22 protein-coding genes are annotated in these 25,368 nt (G+C 65.6%); 12 read left to right on the top strand and 10 right to left on the bottom strand.

What is annotated here, in order from left to right; translation table 11 throughout:
• Window positions 1-109: 109 nt before the first annotated feature.
• Together V6M50_RS16625 and V6M50_RS16620 are read right to left on the bottom strand one after the other, a co-directional pair.
• Window positions 110-1,102, bottom strand: a complete 993-nt coding sequence (locus V6M50_RS16625; RefSeq protein ID WP_332819692.1) for a dipeptide epimerase — start codon at window positions 1,100-1,102, stop codon at window positions 110-112.
• Window positions 1,103-1,116: 14 nt separating this feature from the next.
• Entirely contained in the window at window positions 1,117-3,096 is a 1,980-nt protein-coding gene (locus V6M50_RS16620) for a serine hydrolase domain-containing protein (protein WP_332819691.1), read from the bottom strand.
• 140 nt (window positions 3,097-3,236) lie between these two features.
• Between V6M50_RS16620 and V6M50_RS16615 the strand changes: the two genes are divergently transcribed.
• From V6M50_RS16615 to V6M50_RS16605, 3 genes are read left to right on the top strand one after another with little or no spacing between them, the layout of a single operon-like run.
• Window positions 3,237-3,860, top strand: a complete 624-nt coding sequence (locus tag V6M50_RS16615; protein ID WP_332819690.1) for a helix-turn-helix domain-containing protein — start codon at window positions 3,237-3,239, stop codon at window positions 3,858-3,860.
• 56 nt (window positions 3,861-3,916) lie between these two features.
• A complete protein-coding gene (locus V6M50_RS16610) occupies window positions 3,917-5,587 on the top strand; it encodes an N-acyl-D-amino-acid deacylase family protein (protein ID WP_332819711.1) in 1,671 nt (556 codons plus the stop codon).
• Between the two features lie 48 nt (window positions 5,588-5,635).
• Complete coding sequence (locus V6M50_RS16605; RefSeq protein WP_332819689.1) at window positions 5,636-5,842, top strand: hypothetical protein; 207 nt, start codon at window positions 5,636-5,638, stop codon at window positions 5,840-5,842.
• Window positions 5,843-5,859: 17 nt separating this feature from the next.
• On the opposite strand, the gene V6M50_RS16600 is transcribed toward V6M50_RS16605, so the two are convergent.
• Window positions 5,860-6,903 (bottom strand): proline racemase family protein, encoded by a 1,044-nt coding sequence (locus V6M50_RS16600; RefSeq protein WP_332819688.1) that lies wholly within the window; start codon window positions 6,901-6,903, stop codon window positions 5,860-5,862.
• Window positions 6,904-7,101: 198 nt separating this feature from the next.
• On the opposite strand from V6M50_RS16600, the gene V6M50_RS16595 reads away from it, so the two are divergent.
• From V6M50_RS16595 to V6M50_RS16555, 9 genes are all read left to right on the top strand, one after another.
• Entirely contained in the window at window positions 7,102-7,449 is a 348-nt protein-coding gene (locus V6M50_RS16595) for a RidA family protein (protein WP_332819687.1), read from the top strand.
• 159 nt (window positions 7,450-7,608) lie between these two features.
• On the top strand, window positions 7,609-8,469 hold the full coding sequence (locus V6M50_RS16590) for a TorF family putative porin (protein WP_332819686.1): 861 nt from the start codon (window positions 7,609-7,611) through the stop codon (window positions 8,467-8,469).
• A 105-nt stretch (window positions 8,470-8,574) separates the two neighbouring features.
• Window positions 8,575-8,664, top strand: a complete 90-nt coding sequence (gene kdpF / locus V6M50_RS16585; protein ID WP_066860912.1) for a K(+)-transporting ATPase subunit F — start codon at window positions 8,575-8,577, stop codon at window positions 8,662-8,664.
• A 14-nt stretch (window positions 8,665-8,678) separates the two neighbouring features.
• Window positions 8,679-10,382, top strand: coding sequence for a potassium-transporting ATPase subunit KdpA (kdpA, locus tag V6M50_RS16580; protein WP_332819685.1), 1,704 nt, complete (start codon window positions 8,679-8,681; stop codon window positions 10,380-10,382).
• Window positions 10,383-10,395: 13 nt separating this feature from the next.
• The gene (gene kdpB, locus V6M50_RS16575; protein WP_332819684.1) at window positions 10,396-12,435 is read left to right on the top strand and encodes a potassium-transporting ATPase subunit KdpB; all 2,040 of its coding nucleotides are present in this window, start codon (window positions 10,396-10,398) and stop codon (window positions 12,433-12,435) included.
• Window positions 12,436-12,446: 11 nt separating this feature from the next.
• Window positions 12,447-13,040, top strand: a complete 594-nt coding sequence (gene kdpC, locus V6M50_RS16570; protein ID WP_332819683.1) for a potassium-transporting ATPase subunit KdpC — start codon at window positions 12,447-12,449, stop codon at window positions 13,038-13,040.
• Window positions 13,037-15,712 (top strand): sensor histidine kinase KdpD, encoded by a 2,676-nt coding sequence (locus tag V6M50_RS16565; RefSeq protein WP_332819682.1) that lies wholly within the window; start codon window positions 13,037-13,039, stop codon window positions 15,710-15,712. Before kdpC ends, V6M50_RS16565 begins: the two co-directional genes overlap by 4 nt.
• Window positions 15,712-16,398, top strand: coding sequence for a response regulator transcription factor (locus V6M50_RS16560; protein WP_332819681.1), 687 nt, complete (start codon window positions 15,712-15,714; stop codon window positions 16,396-16,398). The genes V6M50_RS16565 and V6M50_RS16560 overlap by 1 nt, the downstream gene beginning before the upstream one ends.
• Before the next feature lie 121 nt (window positions 16,399-16,519).
• Window positions 16,520-16,894: a hypothetical protein gene (locus V6M50_RS16555; RefSeq protein ID WP_332819680.1), complete on the top strand. Its 375-nt coding sequence runs from the start codon at window positions 16,520-16,522 to the stop codon at window positions 16,892-16,894.
• On the opposite strand, the gene V6M50_RS16550 is transcribed toward V6M50_RS16555, so the two are convergent.
• The 7 genes from V6M50_RS16550 to V6M50_RS16520 all read right to left on the bottom strand — a co-directional run bounded on the left by V6M50_RS16550 (window position 16,851) and on the right by V6M50_RS16520 (window position 25,270).
• A complete protein-coding gene (locus V6M50_RS16550) occupies window positions 16,851-20,135 on the bottom strand; it encodes an efflux RND transporter permease subunit (protein WP_332819679.1) in 3,285 nt (1,094 codons plus the stop codon). The two genes, V6M50_RS16555 and V6M50_RS16550, sit on opposite strands and share 44 nt — an antisense overlap.
• Window position 20,136: 1 nt before the next feature.
• Window positions 20,137-21,306: an efflux RND transporter periplasmic adaptor subunit gene (locus tag V6M50_RS16545; RefSeq protein ID WP_332819678.1), complete on the bottom strand. Its 1,170-nt coding sequence runs from the start codon at window positions 21,304-21,306 to the stop codon at window positions 20,137-20,139.
• Between the two features lie 12 nt (window positions 21,307-21,318).
• Entirely contained in the window at window positions 21,319-22,515 is a 1,197-nt protein-coding gene (locus V6M50_RS16540; RefSeq protein ID WP_332819677.1) for a TolC family protein, read from the bottom strand.
• A 67-nt stretch (window positions 22,516-22,582) separates the two neighbouring features.
• Window positions 22,583-22,918 (bottom strand): hypothetical protein, encoded by a 336-nt coding sequence (locus tag V6M50_RS16535; RefSeq protein ID WP_332819676.1) that lies wholly within the window; start codon window positions 22,916-22,918, stop codon window positions 22,583-22,585.
• Between the two features lie 218 nt (window positions 22,919-23,136).
• A complete protein-coding gene (locus V6M50_RS16530) occupies window positions 23,137-23,556 on the bottom strand; it encodes a hypothetical protein (RefSeq protein WP_332819675.1) in 420 nt (139 codons plus the stop codon).
• Between the two features lie 314 nt (window positions 23,557-23,870).
• On the bottom strand, window positions 23,871-24,158 hold the full coding sequence (gene sciP, locus V6M50_RS16525) for a CtrA inhibitor SciP (RefSeq protein ID WP_332819674.1): 288 nt from the start codon (window positions 24,156-24,158) through the stop codon (window positions 23,871-23,873).
• Window positions 24,159-24,703: 545 nt separating this feature from the next.
• On the bottom strand, window positions 24,704-25,270 hold the full coding sequence (locus V6M50_RS16520; RefSeq protein ID WP_332819673.1) for a methylated-DNA--[protein]-cysteine S-methyltransferase: 567 nt from the start codon (window positions 25,268-25,270) through the stop codon (window positions 24,704-24,706).
• Window positions 25,271-25,368: the final 98 nt, after the last annotated feature.

Below are 25,368 nucleotides of genomic sequence, written 5' to 3'. Positions count from 1 at the left end.
GGACAATATGAACCATTTATTTCGTCATCCCGGCGAAGGCCGGGATCTCGACGGCGCGTCAGAACGGAAGGGCGAGATCCCGGCCTTCGCCGGGATGACGGTGAGGACTTTACCCTCCCCAAATTTCCGCGGGGCAGTGAATCATCCCGCCGCGATATTCGACACCCGGCACACGATCGCGCGCGAGAAAGGTCGGGCCGTCGAGGTCGACGATGTCGCAAAGCTGGCCGAGCACGAAGGATGGCGCCATCGACAGGCTGGAGCCCATCATGTTGCCGACCATCACATCGAGCCCCAGAAGCTTCGCCTGCTGCGCGATCGCCAGCCCCTCGGTCAACCCGCCGCATTTATCGAGCTTGATATTGACGACATCGAACCGCCCGACGAGCGAAGCGGTGTCGGCGAGCGACACCGCGCTTTCGTCGGCGACGAAGGGCAAGGGCCGCTTGAGCCCGTCGAGATCGTCCTCGCGCCCGCGTTTGAGCGGCTGTTCAAGCTGCGCGACGCGCGTCGACACCAGCACGGGGAGCAGCTCGACGAGCGTCGCCACGTCATAGCCCTGATTCGCGTCGACCCCGATCCACGCATGCGGACGCGCGGTGCGGATCGCGACGATGCGTGCGATGTCGTCGCTCAAATCGCCGGTCAACTTGACCTTGATCGGCGCCTCGGGATCGATCGCCAGCGCGGCCTTCGCCATATTCCCGGCGCTGTCCGCACCGAGCGTCAGCGTCGAGCGCAGCGCCTTGGGCGGCTTCAGCCCGGCGAGTTCCCAAACCGGGCGCCCCGCCTGTTTGGCCTCCAGCTCCCAGAAGGCGCAGTCGAGCGCGTTCCGCGCCCCGCCCGGCGGCAAAAGATGTTGCAATTCCTCGCGCGTCGCGCCGGCTTCGATGTCGCCGCGGACGCGCGTCGCCTCGGCCAGCATATGGTCGATGTCGTCGCCGAGATAATAGACCCCCGCGCCCTCGCCGCGCCCGACATGCTCGCCGTCCGACAGTTCGGCGACAAGCAGCGCGGTTTCGGTGAAGACATGCCCCGAAATGCGAAAAGGCTGGTGATAGGGAAAGCGCTCGACCCGAAGGTCGAGCGTCAATTCCCGCATGCGCTGCGTCGCCATCAATAGACCATCCCGAAGCCGTAGAGATGGAAGGCGAGCGTCACCCAGACGAGCACCGCAGCGGCAAGGATCAGCAGCACCGCGCCGAGCTTCATCGTCCAGCGGCGCTTGCCCTTGATGCTGAGCCACAGGTGCCAGCCAGCCGTGGCGAGCAGGCCGAAGGCCGCGACCGGGGTCAGGATGCGCAGCAGCTGGATCAACCAGTCGAGCGGACCGCCGAGGCTGCCAATATCGGCCGAGAAGGCGGCGATCAGGCCGATCCAGCCGGCCAGCGCCGCAATCGCTGCCCAGGCGAAGATGCGCGACAGGCGGTAGGCACGCCGCGCCTTGCCCTCGAGCGCGAATTCGGCCTTGAAGCTGCGCCGCACCAGCGCGCGCACCGGCCACGCCAGCGCCGCGAGCAGGATGATCGCGAAGGCGAAGATCAGCGCCGGATTGAGCCACGCGGCATTGACGCTCGCCGGGGCAGGCTCGAACACCATGAAAGGCGAACCGGCATCGATGCTCCAGCGAACGACCCGGCCGTCCTTCACTTCGGCGGCAAGCCGTTCGCCCGTGCCCGTGTCGCGCCACACAAAGGGCTCGACCTCGACCCAGTCGCGCGCGCCGGCGCCAAGGCCGTCGAGCGCCGGCAGCGTGATCTTGCCATCCTCGGTCAGCGAGATCGTCGCCTGTCCGAGCAGGCCGAACAGGCTCGCGAAATTGGTGAAGCTGCCGCGGCTGCTGACATAATTGCCGGCCATCATCTGCGCATGCGCGGCGGCGGTCTTGGCATCAACGGTGCCAGGCTTTTCGGCGCCGGGCAGGTAGCGGTCGGCGAATTTGTGGAACAAGGCGCTACGCACCGCGCCCGCGTCGCCCGCTTTGCCGGCGCTGTTCATCGAGATGTAGACGCCGATGTCGGCATCGGGGAACAACCAAAGATAGGAGTGGAACCACACGGTGTCGCCGCCATGCGCGATCGCGCGGTGGCCGTTGACCCATTGTTCGTAAAAACCAAGCGCCATGCTGTTGAGCGGACCGACGCCGGGGGCTTTGAAGTCGTGCATCTGTTTCGCGGTTTCGGGCTTCATCAGCCCCGCACCGTCACCCAGGTGCGCGATCATGAACTTGCCCATGTCGGAACCGCTCGCCGACAGGCTGCCTGCGGGCGCGGGAACGATAATCTCGAACGGCTTGGGTTTCTGCGTGACGTCGGGATAGCCCTTCGACATGTGCGGCGCGAGCCGCGCCGGAAGCGGCTGGCGGAACGTCGAATGCGTCATGCCGAGCGGCGTGAAGATATGATTTTCGATATAATTGTCGAACGGCTCGCCGCTGACCCGCTCGACGATATAACCCGCGAGCGCGGTCGCATAGTTGGAATAGGCGGGGGTCGTCCCGGGCGCGAACACGCGGTCGGGCAGCGCCAGCGGCATCTGCTTCTTGAGCGTCATGACGGCCTTGGGATCGCTGCTGATCAGGTGACGTATCGATTCCTGGAAACCGGCGGTGTGCGTCATGATGTTACGCATCGTGACCGGCTTGCCTTCAAAGGGCGGAATCTTGAAATCGAGATAGGCGTTGATGTCCTTGTCGAGGTCGATCTTGCCCGCTTCGACCTGCTGCATCACCGCGGTCCAGGTGAGGAGTTTCGACACCGATCCCGGACGGAAAAGCGTGGTCTCGGGCAGGACGGGCGCGCGCTTCGCGACGTCGGAAAAGCCATAACCCTTTTCGAGCACGACCTGATTGCCGCGAACGACAACGACGACCGCGCCCGGGATACGCGCGCGTTCGAGCGCATAAGGCAGGTAACCGTCGAGCCATGCTTCGAGATCCTTGGCATCGAGCGCGACGGGCGCTGCGGGCGCCTTTGCCGCCGGCATTGCAGCAGCTTCGACCTTTTTCGCGGCCGGAGCCGGCACCGGCCCCTGCGCCGCCAGCGGCAGCGCGGCAAGAGCCGCCAGCCCGATCATCGCCTTACGGATGAAACGCATCGCTTTCCCCTTTTCTCTGGCGCGACGGTCAAGCCTTGCGGCAAGTCGCGCGACCCCTTACCAAGGGCTGATAACTATTAGCCCGATAGGGACATAATGATCCTGATTGGAAAATTGTCAAATATGGAATGGAAAAACTGATGGCGGATCGTTCAACCCCGCCCACGCTCGGCACCGTGATGAAGGGCATTCGCTCGCGAAACGGCTGGACACTCAAGGAGATGAGCGCGAAATCGGGCATCCCGGTTTCGACGCTGTCGAAGGTCGAGCACGACCGCCTGACGCTGAGTTATGACAAATTGCAACAGCTCAGCCAGCGTCTCAGCATCCGCATGTCGGACCTGTTCGCCGAGGATGAGGAGAATGGTGCGCCGCGCGTGACGGGGCGGCGGAGCATCGGGACCATCGATCAGGCGGTGCGCGTCACGACCGACAATTACGACTATCATTATCTCTGCACCGACCTGCGGCAAAAGCGGATGATCCCGATCATCACCCGGATTCGCGCCCACAGCGCGAGCGAATTCGGCGAGCTGGTGCGGCACCAGGGCGAGGAATTCATCTATGTCCTCGAGGGCGCGATCGAGATCCACACCGAATTCTACGACCCGGTGTCACTCAAGACCGGACAGGGCATCTATCTCGATTCGTCGATGGGCCACGCCTATGTCGTCGCCGCGGGATTTGAGGAGGCGCTGGTGCTCGGCGTCTGCTCAAGCGCCGACGACGGGCTGATGGACTCACTCATGAGCCTGCACGGCTAACCGCCTTTTCCCGGAGAATTTGGATGACAGCGCACCGGCCCTTCGCCCCTTCCGTGATGCTGCTGTGCAGCTCGGTGCTGCTTTCGGCCTCCGTCGCCGCAAAGCCCGCCGCGCCCGGCTATGACATCGTGATCCGCGGCGGCACGCTATACGACGGGTCGGGCAAGCCGCCGGTCACCGGCGATATCGCGATCAAGGGCGACCGCATCGTCGCGGTGGGCAAAGTCGACGGCAAGGGGCGCACCGAAATGTCGGCGCGCGGGATGGCGGTCGCCCCGGGCTTCATCAACATGCTGAGCTGGGCGACCGAATCGCTGATCGCCGACCCGAGGAGCCAGAGCGACATAAGGCAGGGTGTCACGCTCGAGGTGATGGGCGAAGGCTGGTCGATGGGGCCGCTCAATGCCACGATGAAGGCGCAGGAGGTCGAGCGCCAGGGCGATATCAAATATCCGGTCGAATGGACGAGCCTCGGCAACTATCTGGCGTATCTGGAGAAACGCGGGATTTCGACCAATGTTGCAAGCTTTGTCGGCGCGGCGACGGTGCGCGTGCATGAACTGGGCGAAGGCGATGTCGATCCCGACGCCGAACAGCTCATGCGGATGCGCGCGCTCGTCCGGCAGGCGATGAACGAGGGCGCGCTCGGCGTCGGCAGCTCGCTCATCTATGCGCCCGGCTCCTATGCCGAGACCGACGAGCTCGTCGCGTTGACCAGCGAGGCCGCGAAATGCGGCGGCATGTATATCAGCCACATGCGTTCCGAGGGCGACCGGATCGAGCAAGCGGTCGACGAGTTGATCGAAATATCGCGGCGCTCGGGCGCGCCAGCCGAAATCTATCATCTCAAGATGGCGGGGCGGAGCAATTGGGGCAAACTCCCCGCCGTCGTCGGCAAGATCGAGGCCGCGCGCGCCGCGGGCCAGCGGATCACGACCGACATGTACACCTATACCGCCGGGGCGACCGGGCTCGACGCCGCGATGCCGACCTGGGTGCAGGCCGGCGGGCTGGAGGAATGGATCAAGCGGCTGAAGGACCCCGCGACCCGCGCGCGCGTCGCCGCCGAAATGCAGAAGCCCGGCAGCGACTGGGAAAATCTTTACCTCGGCGCGGGCGCCGACAAGATGATCCTCGTCGGGTTCAAGAATGAGAAGCTGAAGCCGCTGACCGGCAAGACCCTCGCCGAAGTCGCCAAGCTGCGCGGCAAGAGCGCCGAGGAAACCGCGATGGACCTCGTCGTCGAGGATGGCTCGCGCGTCGGCACCGTCTATTTCCTGATGTCGGAGGATAATGTCCGCGCGCAGGTCAAGCTGCCGTGGATGAGCTTCGGATCCGACGCCGCATCGCAAGCAACCGAGGGCGTCTTCCTGAAATCGGGCGCCCACCCGCGCAGCTATGGCAATTTCGCGCGCCTGCTCGGCCGCTATGTCCGCGACGAGAAGCTGATCTCGCTCGAGCAGGCGGTGTACCGGCTCACCACCCTTCCCGCGACCAATCTGGGCATCGCGGATCGCGGCGCGCTGAAGCCCGGCTATTACGCCGATGTCGTCGTCTTCGATCCCGCGACGATCGGCGACCGGTCGACCTTCGAGAAGCCGCACCAATATTCGGTCGGCATGCGCGACGTCTTCGTCAACGGCGTCGCGGTGCTGCAGGACGGCGAACATCGCGGCACCACACCGGGGCGCGCGGTGCGCGGTGCCGGCTGGAAGCGATGCGGATAGCCGTCTTCGCGCTGGACAGAATCGGCGGGCCGCCGCTACCGGCGCGCGATGGGTATCAACGCAACGATCATGAACACCGCCACCGGCCAGCCGATCCAGACGATGAGCTTCGGCCGCATGCCGAAGCCCTGGGCCAGCTTCAACCTCGCGACCGGCGAACTGGTCACCGCCGAGCGGATCGACGTCGGCAAGCCGGCACCGGGTAAATTCGCGGCGACGGTGCATGTTTGGGTGACCGTCAAGCCGCGCGGCTGAAAACTCGCGGGCAATTTTTACCGTGCGGCGACATCGCCGAAACGCGTGGGCAGTTCAAAACCGTGCGCGAAGGGATCGCCCGGTTCGGCGACAAACTCCGCACGCCCGGCATAATAGGCGCGCCCCGCGACCTTGACGCGCGACACGAGCTGGCCGCCCGCACCGTGCACGCTCCACAGCGTGCCGGTGAAGGCTTCGCCCGAAATCCCGCGTACCTCGCACGATTGCCCGACCTCGACCTCGCCGCGCGCGGCGGCAAGCGCGATGCGCGCGGTGACTCCGCTGCCGGTGGGCGAGCGGTCGATCTGCCCTTCGGCAAAGATGCAGAGGTTCGAACTGACGCCCATCCCGAGCGCGACGTCGTCGGTCAGGATGGCGCCGTATAAAAAGCCGAGGTCGGGTTCGGTCGGATGCGCGATCGGCACCGCGGCGCGAACGGCGTCGGTGATCGCGACGCCCGCCGCGACCAGCTCGGCGACCGGCGTGTCGGCGAGCGACAGCCCGAACCGCGACGCGGGCAGGATGACATAATAGGCGCCGCCAAAGGCGATGTCATAGGCGATCGGGCCCCACCCCGGCACGTCGATATGCCGGTCGCGGTGGCTCGCAAAGGATTCGACGCTGATGAACGAGACCAGTGGCGACGTGCCGCCGTCCGCTTCGACCTCGACCTGCACCACGCCGCACGGCGCCTCAAGCCCGAAGGTCGCGCGCCCATCCGTCATCGCCACCCGCCCGCTGTCGACCGCCCAGCGCCCGATGGCGATCGTCGCATGACCGCACATGGTGCTATAGCCTTCCTGATGCGTGAACAGCACCGCGAGGTCGGCGGCGGGATCGCTCGGTGTGGTCGGGATGACGCCGTACATGCCCGCATGGCCGCGCGGTTCGAGCATCGCCATGCGCCGCAGATGGTCGAACCGCGCCAGGGCATCGCGCCGCCGCGCGAGGATCGTGGCGCCTTCGAGTTCGGGATAGCCCTCTTCGATGATCCGGACGGGTTCGCCCGCGGTGTGCATGTCGACAACGCGCAGCCGCGCCTGTTCGGGCAGGGAAGTCATCCGATCAATACCTTTCGATCCGGTCGATACGCGCCATCGGCGCGCGCCAAACGCATCGCCTCCATGACCATATCGCCCGCGATATTGCGACCGCAAAATATGGCCGCCACTTTTTTCCTATATGGGTTTGCCTAATCGGGCATCGCGCGCGAAAGCGGGCAGCCCCTCTCCCGGGACAAACACAAGAAGGAGACAGATATGAGCATCGAACGCCTGCATTCGGGCCCACGCATGAGCCAGGCGGTGATCCATGGCGGGATCGTGTATCTTGCGGGGCAGGTCGGCGCGCCCGACGAAGATGCGACCGCGCAGACCCGCGCCGTACTCGCCTCGATCGACACGCTGCTGGCCGAAGCCGGCACCGACCGGTCGCGGTTACTCACCGCCACCGTCTGGCTCGCCGACATGGCCGATTTCGCGGCGATGAATATGGTGTGGGAAGAATGGATCGGCGGCGTCAATGCCCCGACGCGCGCGACCGGCGAAGTGCGGCTCGCGACCCCTGCTTACAAGGTCGAGGTCATCGTCACCGCCGCGCTGCGCTGAGGCTTTCCGGGTTGGCGCGAAATCGTGCCTGCATATGAAAAACATATGCCGAATGCCGAATTCGCTCTCGAATTGATACGCTGAGCCCACCTAATTGGGCGTCCTCATGATTCGCATTCCCCACCGATTGGCGGTGGCGGAATCGCGAATGGGGGACCTATGCACAAATCGATACTCTTCCCGATCATCGGCCTCACGGGTTTCGCCGCGGTGCCAGCCTATGCCCAATCCGAGACCGACGCACCCGAGGCAAAGCCCGCGGTCGTCGTCAACGGTTCGGCGACCCTGACTTCCGACTACCGCTTCCGCGGCGTTTCACAGACCGACGAGAATATGGCCGTCCAGGGCGGCATTACGATCTCGCACGAGAGCGGTTTCTATGCCGGCGCCTGGGCGGCGAACCTCTCCGCCTGGGGCACCTTCGGCGGCGCGAACATGGAACTCGACTTGATCGCGGGTTACAAGGCGCAGCTTTCGGACAACGTCACGCTCGATACCGGGCTGACCTGGTACATGTATCCGGGCGGTGCCGACAAAAGCGATTTTGCCGAACCCTATGTCAAGCTCACCGGCACGACCGGCCCCGCGACGCTGACCGCGGGCGCCGCCTATGCCCCGAAACAGCAGGCGCTCGGCCGCTGGTATTATACGGGTGCCGATGCGGTGGCGGGCGTCTACAACGATCCCGGCGACAAGGAAGACAATCTCTACCTTTGGGGAGATGCGGCTGTGGCTATCGCGGGAACACCGATCACGGCGAAGGCGCATATCGGGCATAGCGCGGGCAACGATGGCCTTGGCCCCAATGCCACGAGCGTCACGCCCACGGGCAGCTATTGGGACTGGTCGCTCGGCGCCGACGCGACGTGGCGCAATCTGACGCTGAACCTCAGCTATGTCGACACCGACATTTCCGCCAGCGACTCGGCCTATCTCCAACCCGGCTTCAGCAAGGGCCAGGACGGCACCGGATCGATTGCCGACGAGGCGGTCGTCGTGTCACTCGCCGCAGCCTTCTAGAAAGGAACGAAGATGCAGGATCTGCTCTGGATCGCGATACTGGCCGGACTGCTGGCGGCAACGCTCGCCTATGTCCGCCTGTGCGACAATGCGTGAGGTGACGCGATGACCATCGACCTCTGGCTCGCCGCGCTCACCGCGCTCGGTCTTCTCCTCTATCTCGTGGCGGTTCTGATCCGCCCCGAACGCTTCTAGAAAGGAGCGTCGTCATGACCATCCAGGGATGGATCCTCATCCTCGCCTTCATCGGCATCCTGCTCGCGCTGACCAAACCGGTCGGCATGTGGCTTTTCGCGCTGTACGAAGGGCGCCGAACACCGCTTCATACGGTGCTCGGTCCCGTCGAGACCGGCTTCTACAAGCTCGCGGGCATCGAGCCCAATGCCGAGCAAAGCTGGCGCCGTTATGCGGTGCACATGCTGATCTTCAACTTCATGCTCCTGCTGTTCACCTATGCCGTCCTGCGCCTCCAGGGTGTGCTTCCCGGCAACCCGCAAGGACTTGCCGGGGTCGGCGAGCATCTGTCATTCAACACCGCGGTCAGCTTTACGACCAACACCAACTGGCAAAGCTATGGCGGCGAATCGACGATGTCGAACCTCAGCCAGATGCTGGGGCTGACGATCCACAACTTCCTGTCGGCGGCGACGGGCATCGCGCTCGCCTTTGCACTGTTCCGCGGCTTTGCCCGGCGCTCGGCGGCGACGATCGGCAATTTCTGGGCCGATGCGACACGGGTGACGCTCTACCTGCTGCTGCCGCTCTGCGTCCTGCTGACGATTTTCTATATCGCCAACGGCGTGCCGCAGACGCTCGCGGGTGTGGTCGACGTCTCGACGCTCGAAGGCGCCAAACAGTCGCTCCTGCTCGGCCCGGTGGCCAGCCAGGAAGCAATCAAGATGCTCGGCACCAACGGTGGCGGCTTCTTCAACGCCAACAGCGCACACCCGTTCGAAAACCCCAATGCGTTGACCAACCTTGTGCAGATGCTGTCGATCTTCGTCATCGGCTTCGGCCTGACCTGGACCTTCGGCAAGGCGGTCGGCAATACGCGGCAAGGCTGGGCGATCCTGTCGGCGATGATCATCCTGTTCGTCGCCGGGGTCAGCATCACCTATTGGCAGGAAGCCGCGGGCAACCCGATCCTGCATCAACTCGGTGTCGCGGGCGGCAATATGGAGGGCAAGGAGGTCCGCTTCGGCATCGCCGCATCGGCGCTCTTCTCGGTCGTTACCACCGCGGCATCGTGCGGCGCGGTCAATGCGATGCACGACAGCTTCACGGCGCTCGGCGGCATGATCCCGCTGTTCAACATGCAGTTGGGTGAGGTCGTCATCGGCGGCGTCGGCGCGGGCATTTATGGTTTCCTGCTGTTCGCCATCCTCGCGGTGTTCGTCGCCGGGCTGATGGTCGGTCGGACCCCCGAATATGTCGGCAAGAAGATCGAGGCGCGGGAAGTGAAGCTCGCGGTGCTGGCGATCGCCATCCTGCCGCTCACCATCCTCGGCCTCACCGCACTCTCGTCGGTGGCCGAAGCGGGACTGGCCGGGCCGCTCAACAAGGGACCGCACGGCTTCTCGGAAATCCTCTACGCCTTCACCTCGGCGGTTGCGAACAATGGGTCGGCCTTTGCCGGTCTTACGGCCAACACACCCTGGTATAATGGCTTGCTCGGTGTGGCGATGTGGCTCGGCCGCTTCTTCATCATCGTGCCCATGCTGGCGATCGCCGGCAGCCTAGCGGCGAAGAAATACACCCCCGAGAGCACCGGATCCTTTCCGACCACCGGCGGCCTGTGGGTCGGCCTGTTGGTCGGGATCATCCTGATCCTCGGCGGCCTTACGTTCCTGCCGAGCCTCGCGCTCGGTCCCATCGCCGATCATCTCGCGATGATCCGCGGCCAAACCTTCTAAGCGGGGAGCCGACATGGCACGCGCAAACACAAAATCTCTGTTCACGGCCGACCTGATCGTTCCGGCGATCGGCGACGCCTTTCGCAAACTCAATCCCAAGGAGCTGATCCGCAACCCGGTGATGTTCACGACCGCGGTCGTGGCCACGCTGCTCACCGTGCTGCTCGTCGTCGGGCAGGACGGGCTTGCGACCGGCTTCAAGCTCCAGCTGGTGATCTGGCTCTGGCTGACGGTGCTGTTCGGCACCTTTGCCGAGGCACTCGCCGAAGGCCGCGGCAAGGCGCAGGCGGCCTCGCTACGCGCCACCAAGGCCGAACTGACCGCCAAGCGCCTCAAGGGCGGCGACGGGCGCCAGGTCGAAAATGTCCCGGCGAGCGCGCTCAAGGTCGGGGACATCGTCCTCGTCGAAACCGGCGACCTCATTCCCTCTGACGGCGAAGTCGTCCTGGGCGTGGCGTCGGTCAACGAGGCGGCGATCACCGGCGAAAGCGCGCCGGTGATCCGCGAGGCGGGCGGCGACCGCTCCGCCGTCACCGCGGGCACGCGCGTCATCTCCGACGAAATCCGCGTGCGGGTGACGGTGGGTCCGGGTCAGGGCTTCCTCGACCGGATGATCGCGCTGGTCGAAGGCGCCGAGCGGCAGAAAACGCCGAACGAGATCGCCCTCACCCTCCTGCTCGTCGGCCTGACGATCATCTTCCTGATCGCGGTCGGCACGATTCCGGGCTTTGCCACCTATGCGGGCGGCGCGATCCCGGTGAGCATCCTCGCCGCGCTTCTCATCACGCTGATCCCGACGACGATCGCGGCGCTGCTCTCGGCGATCGGCATCGCGGGCATGGACCGGCTGGTGCGCTTCAACGTCCTCGCCAAATCGGGCCGCGCGGTCGAAGCGGCGGGCGACGTCGATGTGCTGCTGCTCGACAAGACGGGCACGATCACGATCGGCGATCGGCAGGCCAGCGAATTCCGCCCCGTCGGCGGCGTGCAGGTCGGCGAACTTGCCGAGGCGGCGCTGCTCGCCAGCCTCGCCGACGAAACGCCCGAGGGTCGCTCGATCGTGGCCCTCGCGCGCGAACGCTTCCAAATCTCCACACAGGCACTGCCAGCGGGTGCCGAAGTCATCCCCTTTACCGCGCAGACGCGCATCTCGGGGGTCCAGATCGGCACGTCGGTCATCCAGAAGGGCGCCGTCGATTCGGTCTTCAAGGCCAATCCGGGCGCCGAAGAGACCGCGACCGCCACCGAACTCCGCCGTATCACCGACGAGATCGCGCGCGGGGGCGGCACCCCGCTCGCGGTCGCCGTCGACGGCAAGCTGCTCGGCGCGATCTTCCTCAAGGACATCGTCAAGGCGGGCATTCGCGAGCGTTTCGGCGAGCTGCGCCAGATGGGCATCCGCACGGTGATGATCACCGGCGACAACCCGCTGACCGCCGCCGCGATTGCTGCAGAAGCAGGCGTCGACGATTTCCTCGCGCAGGCGACGCCCGAGGACAAGCTCGAGCTGATCCGCAAGGAACAGCAAGGCGGGCGTCTTGTCGCGATGTGCGGCGACGGCACCAACGACGCCCCTGCCCTTGCGCAAGCCGACGTCGGCGTCGCGATGAACACGGGCACGCAGGCGGCGCGCGAGGCGGGCAATATGGTCGATCTCGACAGCGATCCGACCAAGCTGATCGAGGTCGTCGGCCTCGGCAAGCAATTGCTGATGACCCGCGGCGCGCTCACCACCTTCTCGGTCGCGAACGACGTCGCCAAATATTTCGCGATCATTCCCGCGATGTTTGTCGTGCTCTATCCAGGACTGGGCGTGCTCAACGTCATGGGGCTGGGGAGCCCCGAAAGCGCGATCCTGTCGGCGATCATCTTCAACGCGCTGATCATCCCGCTGCTGGTGCCGCTCGCGCTTAGGGGCGTCGCCTACAAGCCGATGGGGGCCGGCCCGCTGCTCGCCCGCAACCTTGCCGTCTATGGGCTTGGCGGCCTCGTCGCGCCGTTCGTCGGCATCAAACTCATCGACCTGGCCGTTGGCGGCCTCGGTCTGGCCTAAGGGAGCATAGCATGGGCAACGACTTCACATCCGCGCTGCGACCCGCGATCGTCATGACGATCCTGTTCGCCATCCTGCTCGGCATCGGCTATCCTCTGGCGATGACCGGCATCGGACAGGCGATATTCCCCAGCCAGGCCAATGGCAGCCTGATCCGCGACCAGGCCGGCAAGGTCATCGGCTCGGCCGTCGTCGGCCAAGCCTTTACCTCCGACGGTTATTTCCAGACCCGGCCGTCGGCCGCCGGCGACGGCTATGACGGGCTCGCTTCCTCGGGTTCCAACCTCGGCCCGACGGCGCAGGCGCTGACCGATCGCGTCAAAGCCGACGTCGAAAAGCGGCAGGCCGAAGGCCTGACCGGCGCAGTGCCTGCCGATCTGGTGACCGCCAGCGGTTCGGGGCTCGATCCGGACCTCTCGCCCGCAGCGGCGCTGGCGCAGGCCCCGCGCATTGCCAAGGTGCGCGGACTGCCCGAAAACCGCGTGCGCGCGCTCGTGGCCGAGCAGACCAAGCATCCTCTGCTCGGCATCCTGGGTGAGGAACGCGTCAACGTCCTCGCCATCAACCAGGCGCTCGATCGCCTCGGGGCCGGCCGGGATCGGTGAGGGCGGGCGAGCCAGATCGCCCCGATCCAGACGCTCTCCTGCGGCAAGCGTCGCAGGAGAGCCGGGGACGTCTCAAGATTTTTCTGGGTGCGGCGCCGGGTGTCGGCAAGACCTATGAGATGCTGACCGACGGCGCGGCGCGGGCACGCGACGGGGTGGACGTGGTGATCGGCGTCGTCGAAACCCACGGCCGCGCCGAAACCGAGGCGCTCGTTCGCGGCCATGAGGTGATGCCGCGCCGCGCCATTCCCTATGAGGGCCGCACGCTCAGCGAAATGGATCTCGACGCGATCCTCGAACGCGCGCCGCGCCTCGTGCTGGTCGACGAACTCGCCCACACCAATGCGCCGGGAAGCCGGCATCCCAAACGCTATCAGGATGTCGAGGAACTGCTCGGTGCCGGTATCGATGTCTATTCGACGCTCAACATCCAGCATATCGAGAGCCTGAACGACGTCGTCGCGTCCTTCACGCGGGTGCGTGTCCGTGAGACCGTGCCCGACAGCATCCTCGAAACCGCCGAGATCGAGGTCGTCGACATCCCGCCCGACGAGCTGATCGAGCGGCTGAAGGCCGGCAAGGTCTATCTGCCACAGGAAGCGACGCGCGCGCTGTCGCACTTCTTCTCGAAATCGAACCTGTCGGCGCTCCGCGAACTGGCGCTGCGCCGCGCGGCGCAGGCGGTCGATGCCCAGATGCTCGATCATGTCCGCGCGCTCGGCGTCGGCGGCACCTGGGCGGGCGGCGAACGGATTGTCGTCGCGATCAACGAGCTGCCCGGCGCCGACGGGCTGGTACGCGCCGCCAAACGGAGCGCCGATGCGCTGCACGCGCCCTGGACCGCCGTTTATATCGAGACCCAGCGCGCCCAGTCGTTTGGCGAAGCCGAACATCGGCAGCTTGCCGCGGTCATGAACCTCACGACCCGGCTCGGCGGCAGCGTCGCGACCGTCCCCGCCATATCGATCGTCGACGGGATCAAGGCCTATCTGAAGGATGCGCGCGCAACCCAGCTCATCGTCGGTAAATCGCATCGCTCGCGCATGTTCGAATTGCGTCATGGCTCGGTCGTCGATCGGCTTGTGCGCGAGACGCCCGACGTTGCCGTGCATGTCCTTCCGCTCGACGCCTCCCCTGCCCAGCCCCGCGGTTTTCGCATCCCCCGCGGGCCGTGGGGATCGCGGCGCGGCTATCTGTGGACGACCGCGATGGTCGCCGGTGTCACAGCGGCCGCGAGCGCGCTGTTTCATATTCTCGATCTGGGCAATGTCGCGCTGCTCTACCTGTTGCCGGTCATGGTGGCGGCGACGCTGTTCGGGCTGCGCACCGGGCTGTTTGCCGGCCTCGCCTCGAGCCTCGCCTATAATTTCTTCTTCTTGCCCCCGACGGGTACGCTGACCGTCAACAATCCCGAAAATGTCATCTCGATCCTCGTCCTGCTGGGGGTCGCGATCGTCACCAGCCAGCTCACGTCGCGGGTGCGCGCGCAAGCCGATATGGCGGCCGCGAGCGCCCGCGCCAACGCGGCGCTCGCCGGTTTCCTTCGCCGTCTGACCCCGCTTGGCGATCCGGTCGAGCTCGCCCGGGCGATTTGCGAGGATGTCGCGCGCCTGTTCGATTTGCGGACTGTCCTGTTGGTGCCGAGCGGCGGGACGGGTCTGGTGATCCAGGCCGCCAGCGATCTGCAATTCCGCCTCGAAACGATGGAGCTCGCCGCGGCGCAATGGGCCTATGACAACGGGACGCCGACCGGAAAAGGATCGGGCACGCTCGCCGCGTCCGACTGGTATTTCCAGCCGCTGCGCGCCGGCGAGAACGTCCAGGGCGTGCTTGGGCTGGCGAAGGAAAATGGCGAGGATCCGCTACGCCCCGACCAGCTGCCGCTGCTGACCAGCCTCGTCGACCAAGCCGCGCTTGCGCTCGAGCGGCTACGGCTCGAAGAGGAAATGCGCGATGTCGATGTCGTGCGCACGCGCGACCGGTTGCGCGCCGCCCTCCTCTCTTCGGTCAGCCATGACCTTCGGACGCCGCTGACCGCGGTGATGGCGGCGGCGGCCGAGCTGCATCACGGGGTAACCCCCGACCTCATCGCGACGATCGAGGCCGAGGCGGCGCGGCTGAACCGCTTTGTCGCCAACCTGCTCGACATGGCGCGCGTCGAAGCCGGAGCGCTTAACCTGAAGGTCGAGGCGGTCGACCTCACCGATGCCGTCGCGGGCGCGGCGCACGACGCCCGGCGTTCGCTCGAAGGCCATGCCATCCAGCTCGCCGTCCCGCCGGCTATGCCGCTGGTCAAGGTCGACCAGCAGCTTCTGCATCACTGCCTTTTGAACCTGCTCGACAATGCCGGCCGCTATGCCGATCCGGGCTCGCCGATCATCATCGAAGCGGCGCACAGCTTCGGCATGCTCAAACTCTCGGTCATCGACGAAGGGCCCGGCCTGCCGCCGGGCCGCGAGGCCGAGGTGTTCGAGACCTTCCGCCGCTTCGAGGGCTCCGATCGGGCCGTCGGCGGCACCGGATTGGGCCTCGCCATCGTGAAGGCCTTTTCGGAAGCCATGGGAATGACGGTCGAAGCCGCAAACCGGACCGACCGGACCGGCGCGCGCTTCAGCCTTTGCTTTCCTTCGCCGCTCATCGTGCGCAACAGCTCCCCAGAAAGTGAACTCTGATGTCCGCCAAAATTCTTGTCGTCGACGATGAACAGTCGATCCGGCGGCTGCTGCGCAACACGCTCGAACGCGCCGGCCACCAGGTCGTCGAGGCGGTGGATGGACGAAGTGCGCTCGCCATGGCGGCGATAGAAAAGCCCAACGCGGTGCTGCTCGATCTCGGCCTTCCCGACCGCGACGGGCTCGAACTCGTTCCGCTGCTCAAGAAGGAAGGCGACACCGTCATCCTCGTCGTTTCGGCGCGCGATGCGACCGACCAGAAGGTCGCGGCGCTCGATCTTGGCGCCGCGGACTATGTGACCAAGCCGTTCGATGGCGAGGAATTGCTGGCGCGCCTGCGCGTCGCCCTGCGCCATCATGGCGTATCCGAAACCGCGCCCAAGATTTTCCGCAAGGGCGATCTTGAGGTCGACCTCGACCAGCGTATCGCGCGGCGGGGCGGCGTCGAGGCGCATCTGACACGCAAGGAACATGATGTGCTCGCGCTGCTCGCCGCCAATGTCGGGCGCGTGGTGACGCACCAGCGCATCCTCGCCGCCGCCTGGCATGGCAGCGAAGACGCGCCGGTCGAATATCTCCGCATCGTCATCCGCAACCTGCGGCAAAAGGTCGAAGAGCCCGGCGCGGTGGGCAGCGTGATCGCGAACGAACTTGGCGTCGGTTACCGGCTGCTCGGCGACAGCTGAACCGACGGACAAACAGGACGGACGGCCGGGACATTATGCCAAGACTATGCCGATCGCCGGATTCGATCTCGAAACCCTATGCGGCCGCCTATAGATGGATTGCTACATCAAGGAATGTGGCATGCGCGACTGGTATCACGACAGAAGGACCGACATCGGATTGCGGCTGGGCGGCGCGGCGCTATGCGGCCTCGCCTGGCTTGCCTTCCGCGAACTCGCCGCGCTCCACCTCTCGAGGATCCACGCCGACCCCGGGGCCGGGGCTCTGCTTCTGGCTGCCGCCGGCTTTCTGTGCGCAAGCCTGGGTGCGGTGCTCATCACCCAAGGGCGCCATATCTTCGACAGCGTCGAAGTCAGCGAGCGGTGGCGGACCGCGAGGATGTCGCCGGTTCCGCCAACCGCGGAAGCCGCGAGCATGAACTCGCCCACGCTCGCAGCCTCTGCGGTTACGGCTAGGACATCGCTTCGTCCGCCGGTTTTCCGCCGCCATCCCTGACGAACACCCGCTCGCCCAGCGTCGTGACGTCGGTATAGTCCCCCGCCACATGCTTTTCATGCCGACCGCGCAGCAGCAAATGGCTGATCGCGGGCAGGACGAACAGCGTCAGCAAGGTGGAGGTGATCAACCCGCCGATCACGACGATGGCGAGCGGCTTTTGCACCTCGGCGCCGGTTCCGGTGGCGAGCGCCATCGGCACGAAGCCGATCGCGGGAACGATGCCGGTCATCAGCACCGCGCGGACGCGTTCCATCGTCCCCTCGCCGATCGCGACATCGACGGGTTTCCCTTCCTCGATGCGCTGGTTGATGCTCGACATCACCACCAGCCCGTTGAGCACGGTGACGCCCGACAACACGATGAAGCCGACCGCCGCCGATACCGAGAAAGGCAGGCCAGTGAGCAGAAGCGCGAACACGCCGCCCGCCAGCGCCAGTGGAATCGCCGAATAGACCGCGACCGCTTGCCGCACGCCGCCGAGCGCCAGGAAGAGGATGCCAAAGATCGCCGCGAAGATGATCGGGATCACAATCGACAACCTGGCCGAGGCGGCTTGCAAATTCTCGAACTGCCCGCCCCATTCGATGAAGCTGCCGGGGGGCAATTCCACCTGCGCTTTGACCTTCTCCTGCGCTTCGGCGACGAACGAGCCGAGGTCGTTGCCGCGAACATTGGCCTGGACGACGACACGGCGCTTGCCGTTCTCGCGGCTGACCTGGTTCAGCCCTTCCGAGAAGCTGAATCTGGCAAGCTCACTGAGCGGCACCGATGCGCGCGCGCCGCCCTCGCCGGGTAGAAGCACCGGCAGCGCGCCCACGGCATCGAGATCGTCGCGCGCCCGGCCGTCGAGCCTGACGACGATGTCGTATCGTCGGTCGCCTTCGAATACGGCGCCCGCTTCACGCCCGCCGAGCGCCGCCGCGACGGTATCGCTGACATCCCGAAGCGTCAGGCCATAACGCGCGATGGCATCGCGGTCGAACTGGACGTCGAGGACAGGAAATCCCGCCGTCTGCTCGACCTTGACGTCCGCCGCCCCCGGAACCGTCCCAAGGATCGCGGCGACTTCTTGCGCTGCCCGGCCCATTTCATCGAGATCGTCGCCATAGAGCTTGATCGCAATATCGCCGCGCACCCCGGCGATCAGCTCGTTGAAACGCAACTGAATCGGCTGGCTGATCTCGAACGCATTGCCGACCAGTGGCGCGAGTTTTTGCTCGACCCGCGCGATCACATCATCCTTGGTCCGGACACCCTCCGGCCACGCGTCGCGCGGTTTCAGGATGATGAAGGTGTCCGATGCGTTCGGCGGCATCGGATCGCTCGCGACCTCGGCCGTGCCCGTCTTCGAATAGATGAAGGCGACCTCGGGCAGCGAAGACACCGCCTTCTCGACCTTGAGCTGCATCGCCTGCGACGTCGCAAGCGAGGTCGAGGGGATGCGCAGCGCCTGCATAGCGAGATTGCCTTCCCCCAGCACCGGAATGAACTCGCTGCCGAGCATGGTAAAGACCAGAGCGGCGGCCGCAAATGTACCGCCCCCCGCGCCGATCCATGGCCACGGCCGCGCAATGACGCGATCGAGGACGGGCGCGTAGCGCTGCTTGATCCACGCCACCGCCTTCACTTCCTTTTCGGCCACTTCGCCGCGGATCAGCAAAGCCACCATCGCGGGTACGAAGGTCAGCGATGCGATGAACGCGCCGCCCAGCGCCAGCAACACGGTGATCGCCATCGGCGAGAAGGTCTTGCCTTCGACCCCCGTGAAGGTCAGCAGCGGCACGAAGACGAGGAAGATGATCGCCTGTCCATAGATCGTCGGCTTGACCATTTCACGCGACGCCTCGAACACCTCGTGCAATCGCTCGGTCAGCGTCAGCAATCGCCCTTCACGATGTTGCCGTTCGGCCAGCCTTCGCAGGCAATTTTCGATGATGATGATCGAGCCGTCGACGATCAGCCCGAAATCGAGCGCACCGAGGCTCATCAAATTGCCCGATGTGCCGGTGATATTCATCCCCGTCCCCATGATCAGGAACGAGATCGGGATCACCAGCGTGGCGATGACCGCGGCCCGGAAATTGCCGAGCAGCCAGAACAGCACCGCCGCGACGAGCAGCGCGCCCTCGGCCAGATTCTTCTCGACCGTGCCGATCGTGGCGTCGACCAGCTGCGAGCGGTCGAGCACCGGCTTGACGACAATGCCCGGGGGCATCGACTTCGCGACCTCTTTCAACCGCTCGGCCGCGGCCGAGGCGACAAGGCGGCTGTTGCCGTCGGCCAGCATGAGCACCGTGCCGACGACGAGCTCCCTGCCATTTTCGGATGCCGATCCGGTTCTGAGTTCGCCCCCGATCTGCACCGTCGCGACATCGCGCACCGGCACGGGCACACCGCCGCGGCGCGCCACTGCCGCGCGGCCGATCTCGTCGAGCGTGCGAATGCGGCCGTCGGCGCGCACGAGGAACGCCTCGCCGCCGCGTTCGACAAAATTGGCGCCGACCGAGATATTGGCGCGCTCCAGCGCTTCGGCGAGTTCGGAAAAGCTAATGCCGTAACTCGCCAATTTGGTCGCGTCGGGCTGGACGACGAACTGCTTTTCATAACCGCCGATCGAATCGATGCCCGCCACGCCCGGTACCGACCGCAGTTGCGGGCGGATCACCCAGTCCTGGACGGAGCGCAGATAGCCGAGCTTGGCGACGTCATCGGTCAGGATTTCGCCCGATGGGGTCCTATACGAGCCGTCGGGCTGAAACCCCTGCTTGCCCGCAACACTCGCCTTGTTCGCGCTGCGATCGAAATCGACGGTGTACATCAGCACTTCGCCAAGCCCGGTCGACACCGGCCCCATTTGCGGTTCGGCGCCTTCGGGTAGGGTACCCTTGGCCTGACCCAGCCGTTCGGCGACCTGCTGGCGCGCGAAATAGAGATCGGTGCGATCCTCGAAAATCACCGTGACCTGGCTGAACCCGTTGCGCGAAATCGAGCGCGAGCTTTGCAGCCCCGGAATTCCCGCCATCGCGGTTTCGATGGGAAAGGTGACGAGGCGTTCGATGTCGAGTGGCCCCAGATTGGGTTCGACGGTGTTGATCTGCACCTGCTTGTTGGTGATGTCGGGGACGGCATCGATCGGCAGCTTGAGCAATTGTGTCAGGCCATAGGCCGAGACGATGAGGGTGATGAGGACCACGGCCCAGCGAAAGCGTATCGACGCATCGAGAAGTTTTTCGATCATCTCAATGCTCCGCCTCGCCCTTGCCGATTTCGGCTTTGAGCAGGAAGGCACCCCGCGTCGCGATCACCGCGCCGGATTTCACGCCATCGACAATCTCGATGCGGCCGCCACCGCGCTTGCCGGTGACCACCGTGGTCGCCTGAAAGCCCCTGGTGGTCTTGACGAACACAACGTCGCGCCCCTCGACGGTCTGTACCGCCTCTTCGGGCAAGGCGATCAAGCGGGAACCGGCGCTGCCGCGCGGCTTGATCCGCACTCGCAAGCCTTGTCCCGGCGTCAGCCCGCCAATGCCCCCGGGCACGAGAATGATCGTCGCCGCCTTGCTTTCGGGATCGAGGCCGGGAGTTGCCGAACGGACTGTCGCGTTCGCGGTTTCGCCGCCGGGCAGCTCGATGATCGCCGTATCGCCGGCGTTTATCCGCCGCGCATCGGCGGCGAGCACCGACGCGTTGATCTGGATACGGCCGGGATCGGAGACGCGGAACAATTCGGTCCCGGCGAGCACATAGGATCCGAGCTTGGCATCCGATTTGGTGACCCGTCCAGAAATCAGGCTCGTCACAGCGAGGGTGCGGCCATCACGCGACACCTTGGCGGCCGCTGCAGCCGACTGCGACCGACGCGCTTCGGCCTCGGCCTCGGCGAGCGCCGCCGCAGCAGCCTCGAGGTCCTGCCGGGCCGTGATACGGGCGTCGAACAGCTTCTTCTCGCGGGAATAGGTCGACCGCGCGAGCGCCAGCCGGGCCGTCGCGGCACTCCGCTCGGATGCGATGGCGGTCGCGTCGCGGCTTTCGATGACCGCGACGGCATCACCCGCGCGAACCGCGTCGCCGAGGCGGCGGTCGATGCGGATAATCGCACCGTCGGCGCGCGCCGTCAGGACGGCCTCACCCTCGGGCGTCGACGTCACGACCCCTTGCGCCAATATCTCGGATCCGAGGCCTCCGGCCCCGACCGTCTCGGTGACGATGCCGGCGCCGCTCGCACGTGCCTCGTCCATCGGGATCAGGCCCTCGACATGGCCTTCCTCTTCCTCCCCGGCGGGTGCTGCCGCGGGTGCGGCAGCCAAAGGCGTGGTCATCGCGCGACCGATCCATATGCCGCCGCCGAGAAGGATCGCTCCGACGGCAACGGCGGCCATCAGGCGGTTTTTGTTTTCGAATATTTGCATGATGTCAGTCCCTTATTGCGCATTCGCGCGGCCCAGCGCGGCAAGCGCGCGGGCGCGATCGAACTCGGCTTCGATGCGTTTGAGATGGGCACTGGTCAGCGCCGCCTGGGCATCGATCAGCTCGATGAGCGTGAACTTGCCCTGCTGGTATCCGACCTCGGCGACGCGCGCGGCTTCGGTGGCTTGCCCGAGGCCGGCTCCCGACAGCATGGCGAGGCGCTCGTTGGCCGCCGTCAGCATCAGTTCGGCATCGCGGCGCGTAAACTGCGTGTCGAGGCGGGCCTGCGCCAGCTGTGCTTCGGCCGCCTCGCCCGATGCCTGCGCCGCCGCGATATTCCCGCGGTTGCGGTTATGGAACGGCAGCAGGATGGATACGCCGACGACAAAGGCCGTTTCGCCACCCTCGCGGAAGTTTCGTACGCCGCCAGAGGCGGTCACGTCGGGCACGCCCTCCGCCTGCGCGAGACGGACGCGGGCCGAGGCCGCCTCGCGCTCGGCAGCTGCGAGCTGCTCGTCCAGGCCTTGCGCATCCGCCGCCAAGCGCGCGGGCATGGGCATCTCCTGCGCCAGCGACGACAGCTCGGGGTCCTCGCTGCCGATCAGCAGGGCCAGCCGTTGCCGCGCCGACAGCAGCCGCCCTGTCGCAAGCAAATCGTCGGCATTGGCTTCGGCCAGCAGCGCATCGGCGCGCAATTTGGTCAGCGGCGGATCGCGGCCCACATCGACCAGCGTTTCGGCGATCCGCGCCAGCTCTTTCGCCCGCGCAGCAACGCCCCGCACCAACGCGGACCGGTCTTCGGCCACGCGAAGGTCGGCATGCGTGACGGCAATTTCATAAGCGAGATCGGCCTGCGCGCACCGCAGCGCGAGCCGCGCATATTCGACCTCGGCGGAAGCCACCGCCTTGCGCGCTTGTCGCTTGCCGCCCAGCTCGAACTGCTGCGACAGCGCGACCGTGGTCTCGGTCCGGCGAAAGGTCCGATAGGGCCCGGTACCGCTGAAGTTTTCGATCTCCACCGACACATCCGGGTTGGGCCGGACGCCCGCCTGGATCGCGCGGCCTTCGGCCGCCTTCACATCCGCACGCGCCTTGGCGATGCGTGGCGATAAGTCCTGCCCGCGCGCCAGCGCGTCGGACAGCGTGACGGGCTCGGCATACGCCGGGCGACCCGCCATGGTCAGCAACCCTGCAAGCAGCAGGGCGCCCAATGATTTCAACATAAATGCTCCTGATCAATGCGTGACGACGCAGGCAAATGCCTGCGCGAAGCAGTGATCAGGCGGCGGGAGGCTGTGTGGGCGGCGCCGTTGCGTGGGAAGCGAGGACGGTCGCAGGTCCGCGGAAGAACAAGCCGTTTGAACCGGGCATGCCGGTCGCCTGTACGCGGCCGTTCAGCTCGGCGCACGCCGAGCAATGATGATGATCGATATGCAGCGCCGGCGCGCCGTCCGGCGATTTTTCATCCGCATCGCCCGAAGCGCCGAGAATGTCGCAGTCGGCATCGACGATTTCCATCGAATGCCCGGCTTCTTCGCCCGCCATAGCCGGCACCATCACGCTGCCGAACAGCAGCGAGACGGCAAGAATGAGACGGGCGAGAAAAGCCGACATGGCGCGGCGCCTATCATGAACCCCGTTGGGCGGCAATCTTGTCGCTCGTACCGCGCTCGCGCGCCGCAGGCCTCGCATCATCTTTCCTTCCCGAACCGAGTCGGGTCGGACCACGCTTTGCACCCTGTAGCAGGTACAGGGTCAAGGCCCGAATGAAGACGCGTCTATCCCGCACCCCCTGCCACCGCCTGCAAATATACTTGCGAGCCCTATCGTGATCATAATGCCATCATCGCAATGGCCACCGTTCCTGCTGCGATAACCAGCAGCAAGGCCGCGCGTGGGCCGTAAGCGCGGGCTGCCGAAAACAGCCGCGCGCCGGTCGGCGGGCCGATCTTGAGATCGAGGCCGCCGACGTCACCCGGTGGATTACCCCATTGCCCCGAAAAGGGCGGCGGCGAGGCCAAGTCCGGCCCGTCGGTGCCGCTTGCAAGAGCAAGTTTCTCGAACGCTACCGCCATCTTCTCCTCGCGAAGGATTCGATTGACCACATGTCGCCGCGGATCATCCTCCCCGCCGGGCAGATCGGCCATGATCCGCTCGACTTCGGTATCGAGCGCATGAAGGCGGTCGATCGCTTCCATGGCACCCATTCGGTCGCGGCGCTCGAACGCAAGCTGCAGCCGCATCAGCGACATGATGCTGGCGCGGCAAAGCTGAAGGCCCAGCGCCGCATCGCCCGGCGTGACCGCAACCTCGTTCCGTGGGAAGTCGTGGGCGATAGGGCGGCCGCCATCGGGCGTCGAAACGGCGTTCACATTGGCACTCCTGCATCCTCAGCCGCCCCGTTTAACCGGTTAGAAGCACTGAGGCGGCTTCAGGAGTCCTGATCGGACCACCCGTGACGAGGATACGCCGGACGGCATAAGGGGGCGACGCGAGCAGAAGCCAGCTGCTCGCGTCATCCAAAAATCGATTCCGCTATTCAGTGTGAAGAGGCGCGGGGCCGATTTCAGTCCATGAACCGTTCACGGTAGTGCTGGATGCGCGTGACCCGCAATCCCGGCACCCCGACCCGTTCAAACAGACGCTGCCAGGTCGCCAGTTCCTCATGGCTCATACGGTATCGCCGGCAGGCTTCATCGGGGGTCAGCAGACCGCCGTCGACCGCCGCGACGACCTGCGCCTTGCGGCGGCTCACCCAACGCGTCGTGCCTGCCGGTGGCAGGCTACCCAGCGTCAAATCCTCGCCCATGGGGCCCGTTACCGGTGCCCGGCGAAATTTCTGATTCTCAAGCACTCGACTCTCCAGTCGCACGGCCAACGCCGCGATTGTGCCCCCTCGCTTCTTGCAACTTCACGATCCTGATTGAGCCCGGTTAACAAATGCTTCGCGCAAAGCCCGCCATGCGACGAGCCGTTCGTCGTGAAAGCCTGTCTGGATGCCCTGCGGCTCAATTCGAGCTGCCTTCGCTGGATTTCACGCGGTCCCGAATGTTCGGCTCGGTGAGGGGCGAAGCCATCGCCGGAAGCAGCCGAATATTTTGGTGTCCCTCGCATCTGGTCGTGCATCTAGAGGCTCATGCCTATAGTTTCACAGAACATGGCGGCGTCGTATGGAACCCGCTAAAGACCGGCTGGACCCCGGGCGCCGCTGTCCTTTTTCCTCGTCGCGTACGCGATCATGCCGAGGCAGAGGATATGCACTGAGCCGCGTGATTTGTGGCCATCATTTCCCGACCGATACCGAAGCCGTCCGTCAAAGCCGATCCGGCAGTCCCGGCCGGCATTGCCAAACCCGTCGAGGCGCAAGCCGACTGACAGGCAGGTCGGCGGATGAACTACCTAGAAGTCGAACCCTTGCTGCGCCTGGTTCCGGGCGGGCGCGCCGGCCGCCACGCCTTCGAGCTCGAGCATCCGCGCCTTCGACGCGGCACCCCCCGGCGCAGAAAAGCCGCCAATCTTGCCGCCAGCGGCAGTGACGCGATGGCAAGGGATGATCAGCGGGATCGGATTCGTCGCCATGGCCTGCCCGACGTCGCGCGCAGATTCAGGCCCGGCCCCGAGCATGTGCGCGATCGCGCCGTAGGTGGTTGTCTCGCCCCAACCGAGCTGGCGCACCTGATCGTAAACCCGTGCGAAGAAGGGATCCTGCTCGCCCAGATCGATCGACACCGCCGAGAAGTCGACGCGCTCTCCCGCGAAATAGCATATGGCCGCGTCGATGACCGCCTGAACATCAGCCGGCGGTTGCGCACGCACCGCGCCAGCCAGGCGGCGCGATATGGCGCGCTCTGCTTCATACGCGGTCGGCGCCGGCAGGCCCAGACCTGTGATGCCGGTGCCGTTCCAGCCGATCGCGGCAACACCAGCCGCGGTTTCGAAAAGCTGATAATGGTTTTTGCCGACCATGCTCCATTCCCCATATGTGCCACGGAGATATAGGAATTCTTTCGCCCGAAACCATATCGCAGGTTCGAGAACGGCATTTCATGGCTCAGGCGGCCCTG

Source organism: Sphingopyxis sp., from assembly GCF_036675685.1.
GTDB lineage: Bacteria > Pseudomonadota > Alphaproteobacteria > Sphingomonadales > Sphingomonadaceae > Sphingopyxis.
This window is presented reverse-complemented; position numbering and strand designations above follow the sequence as displayed.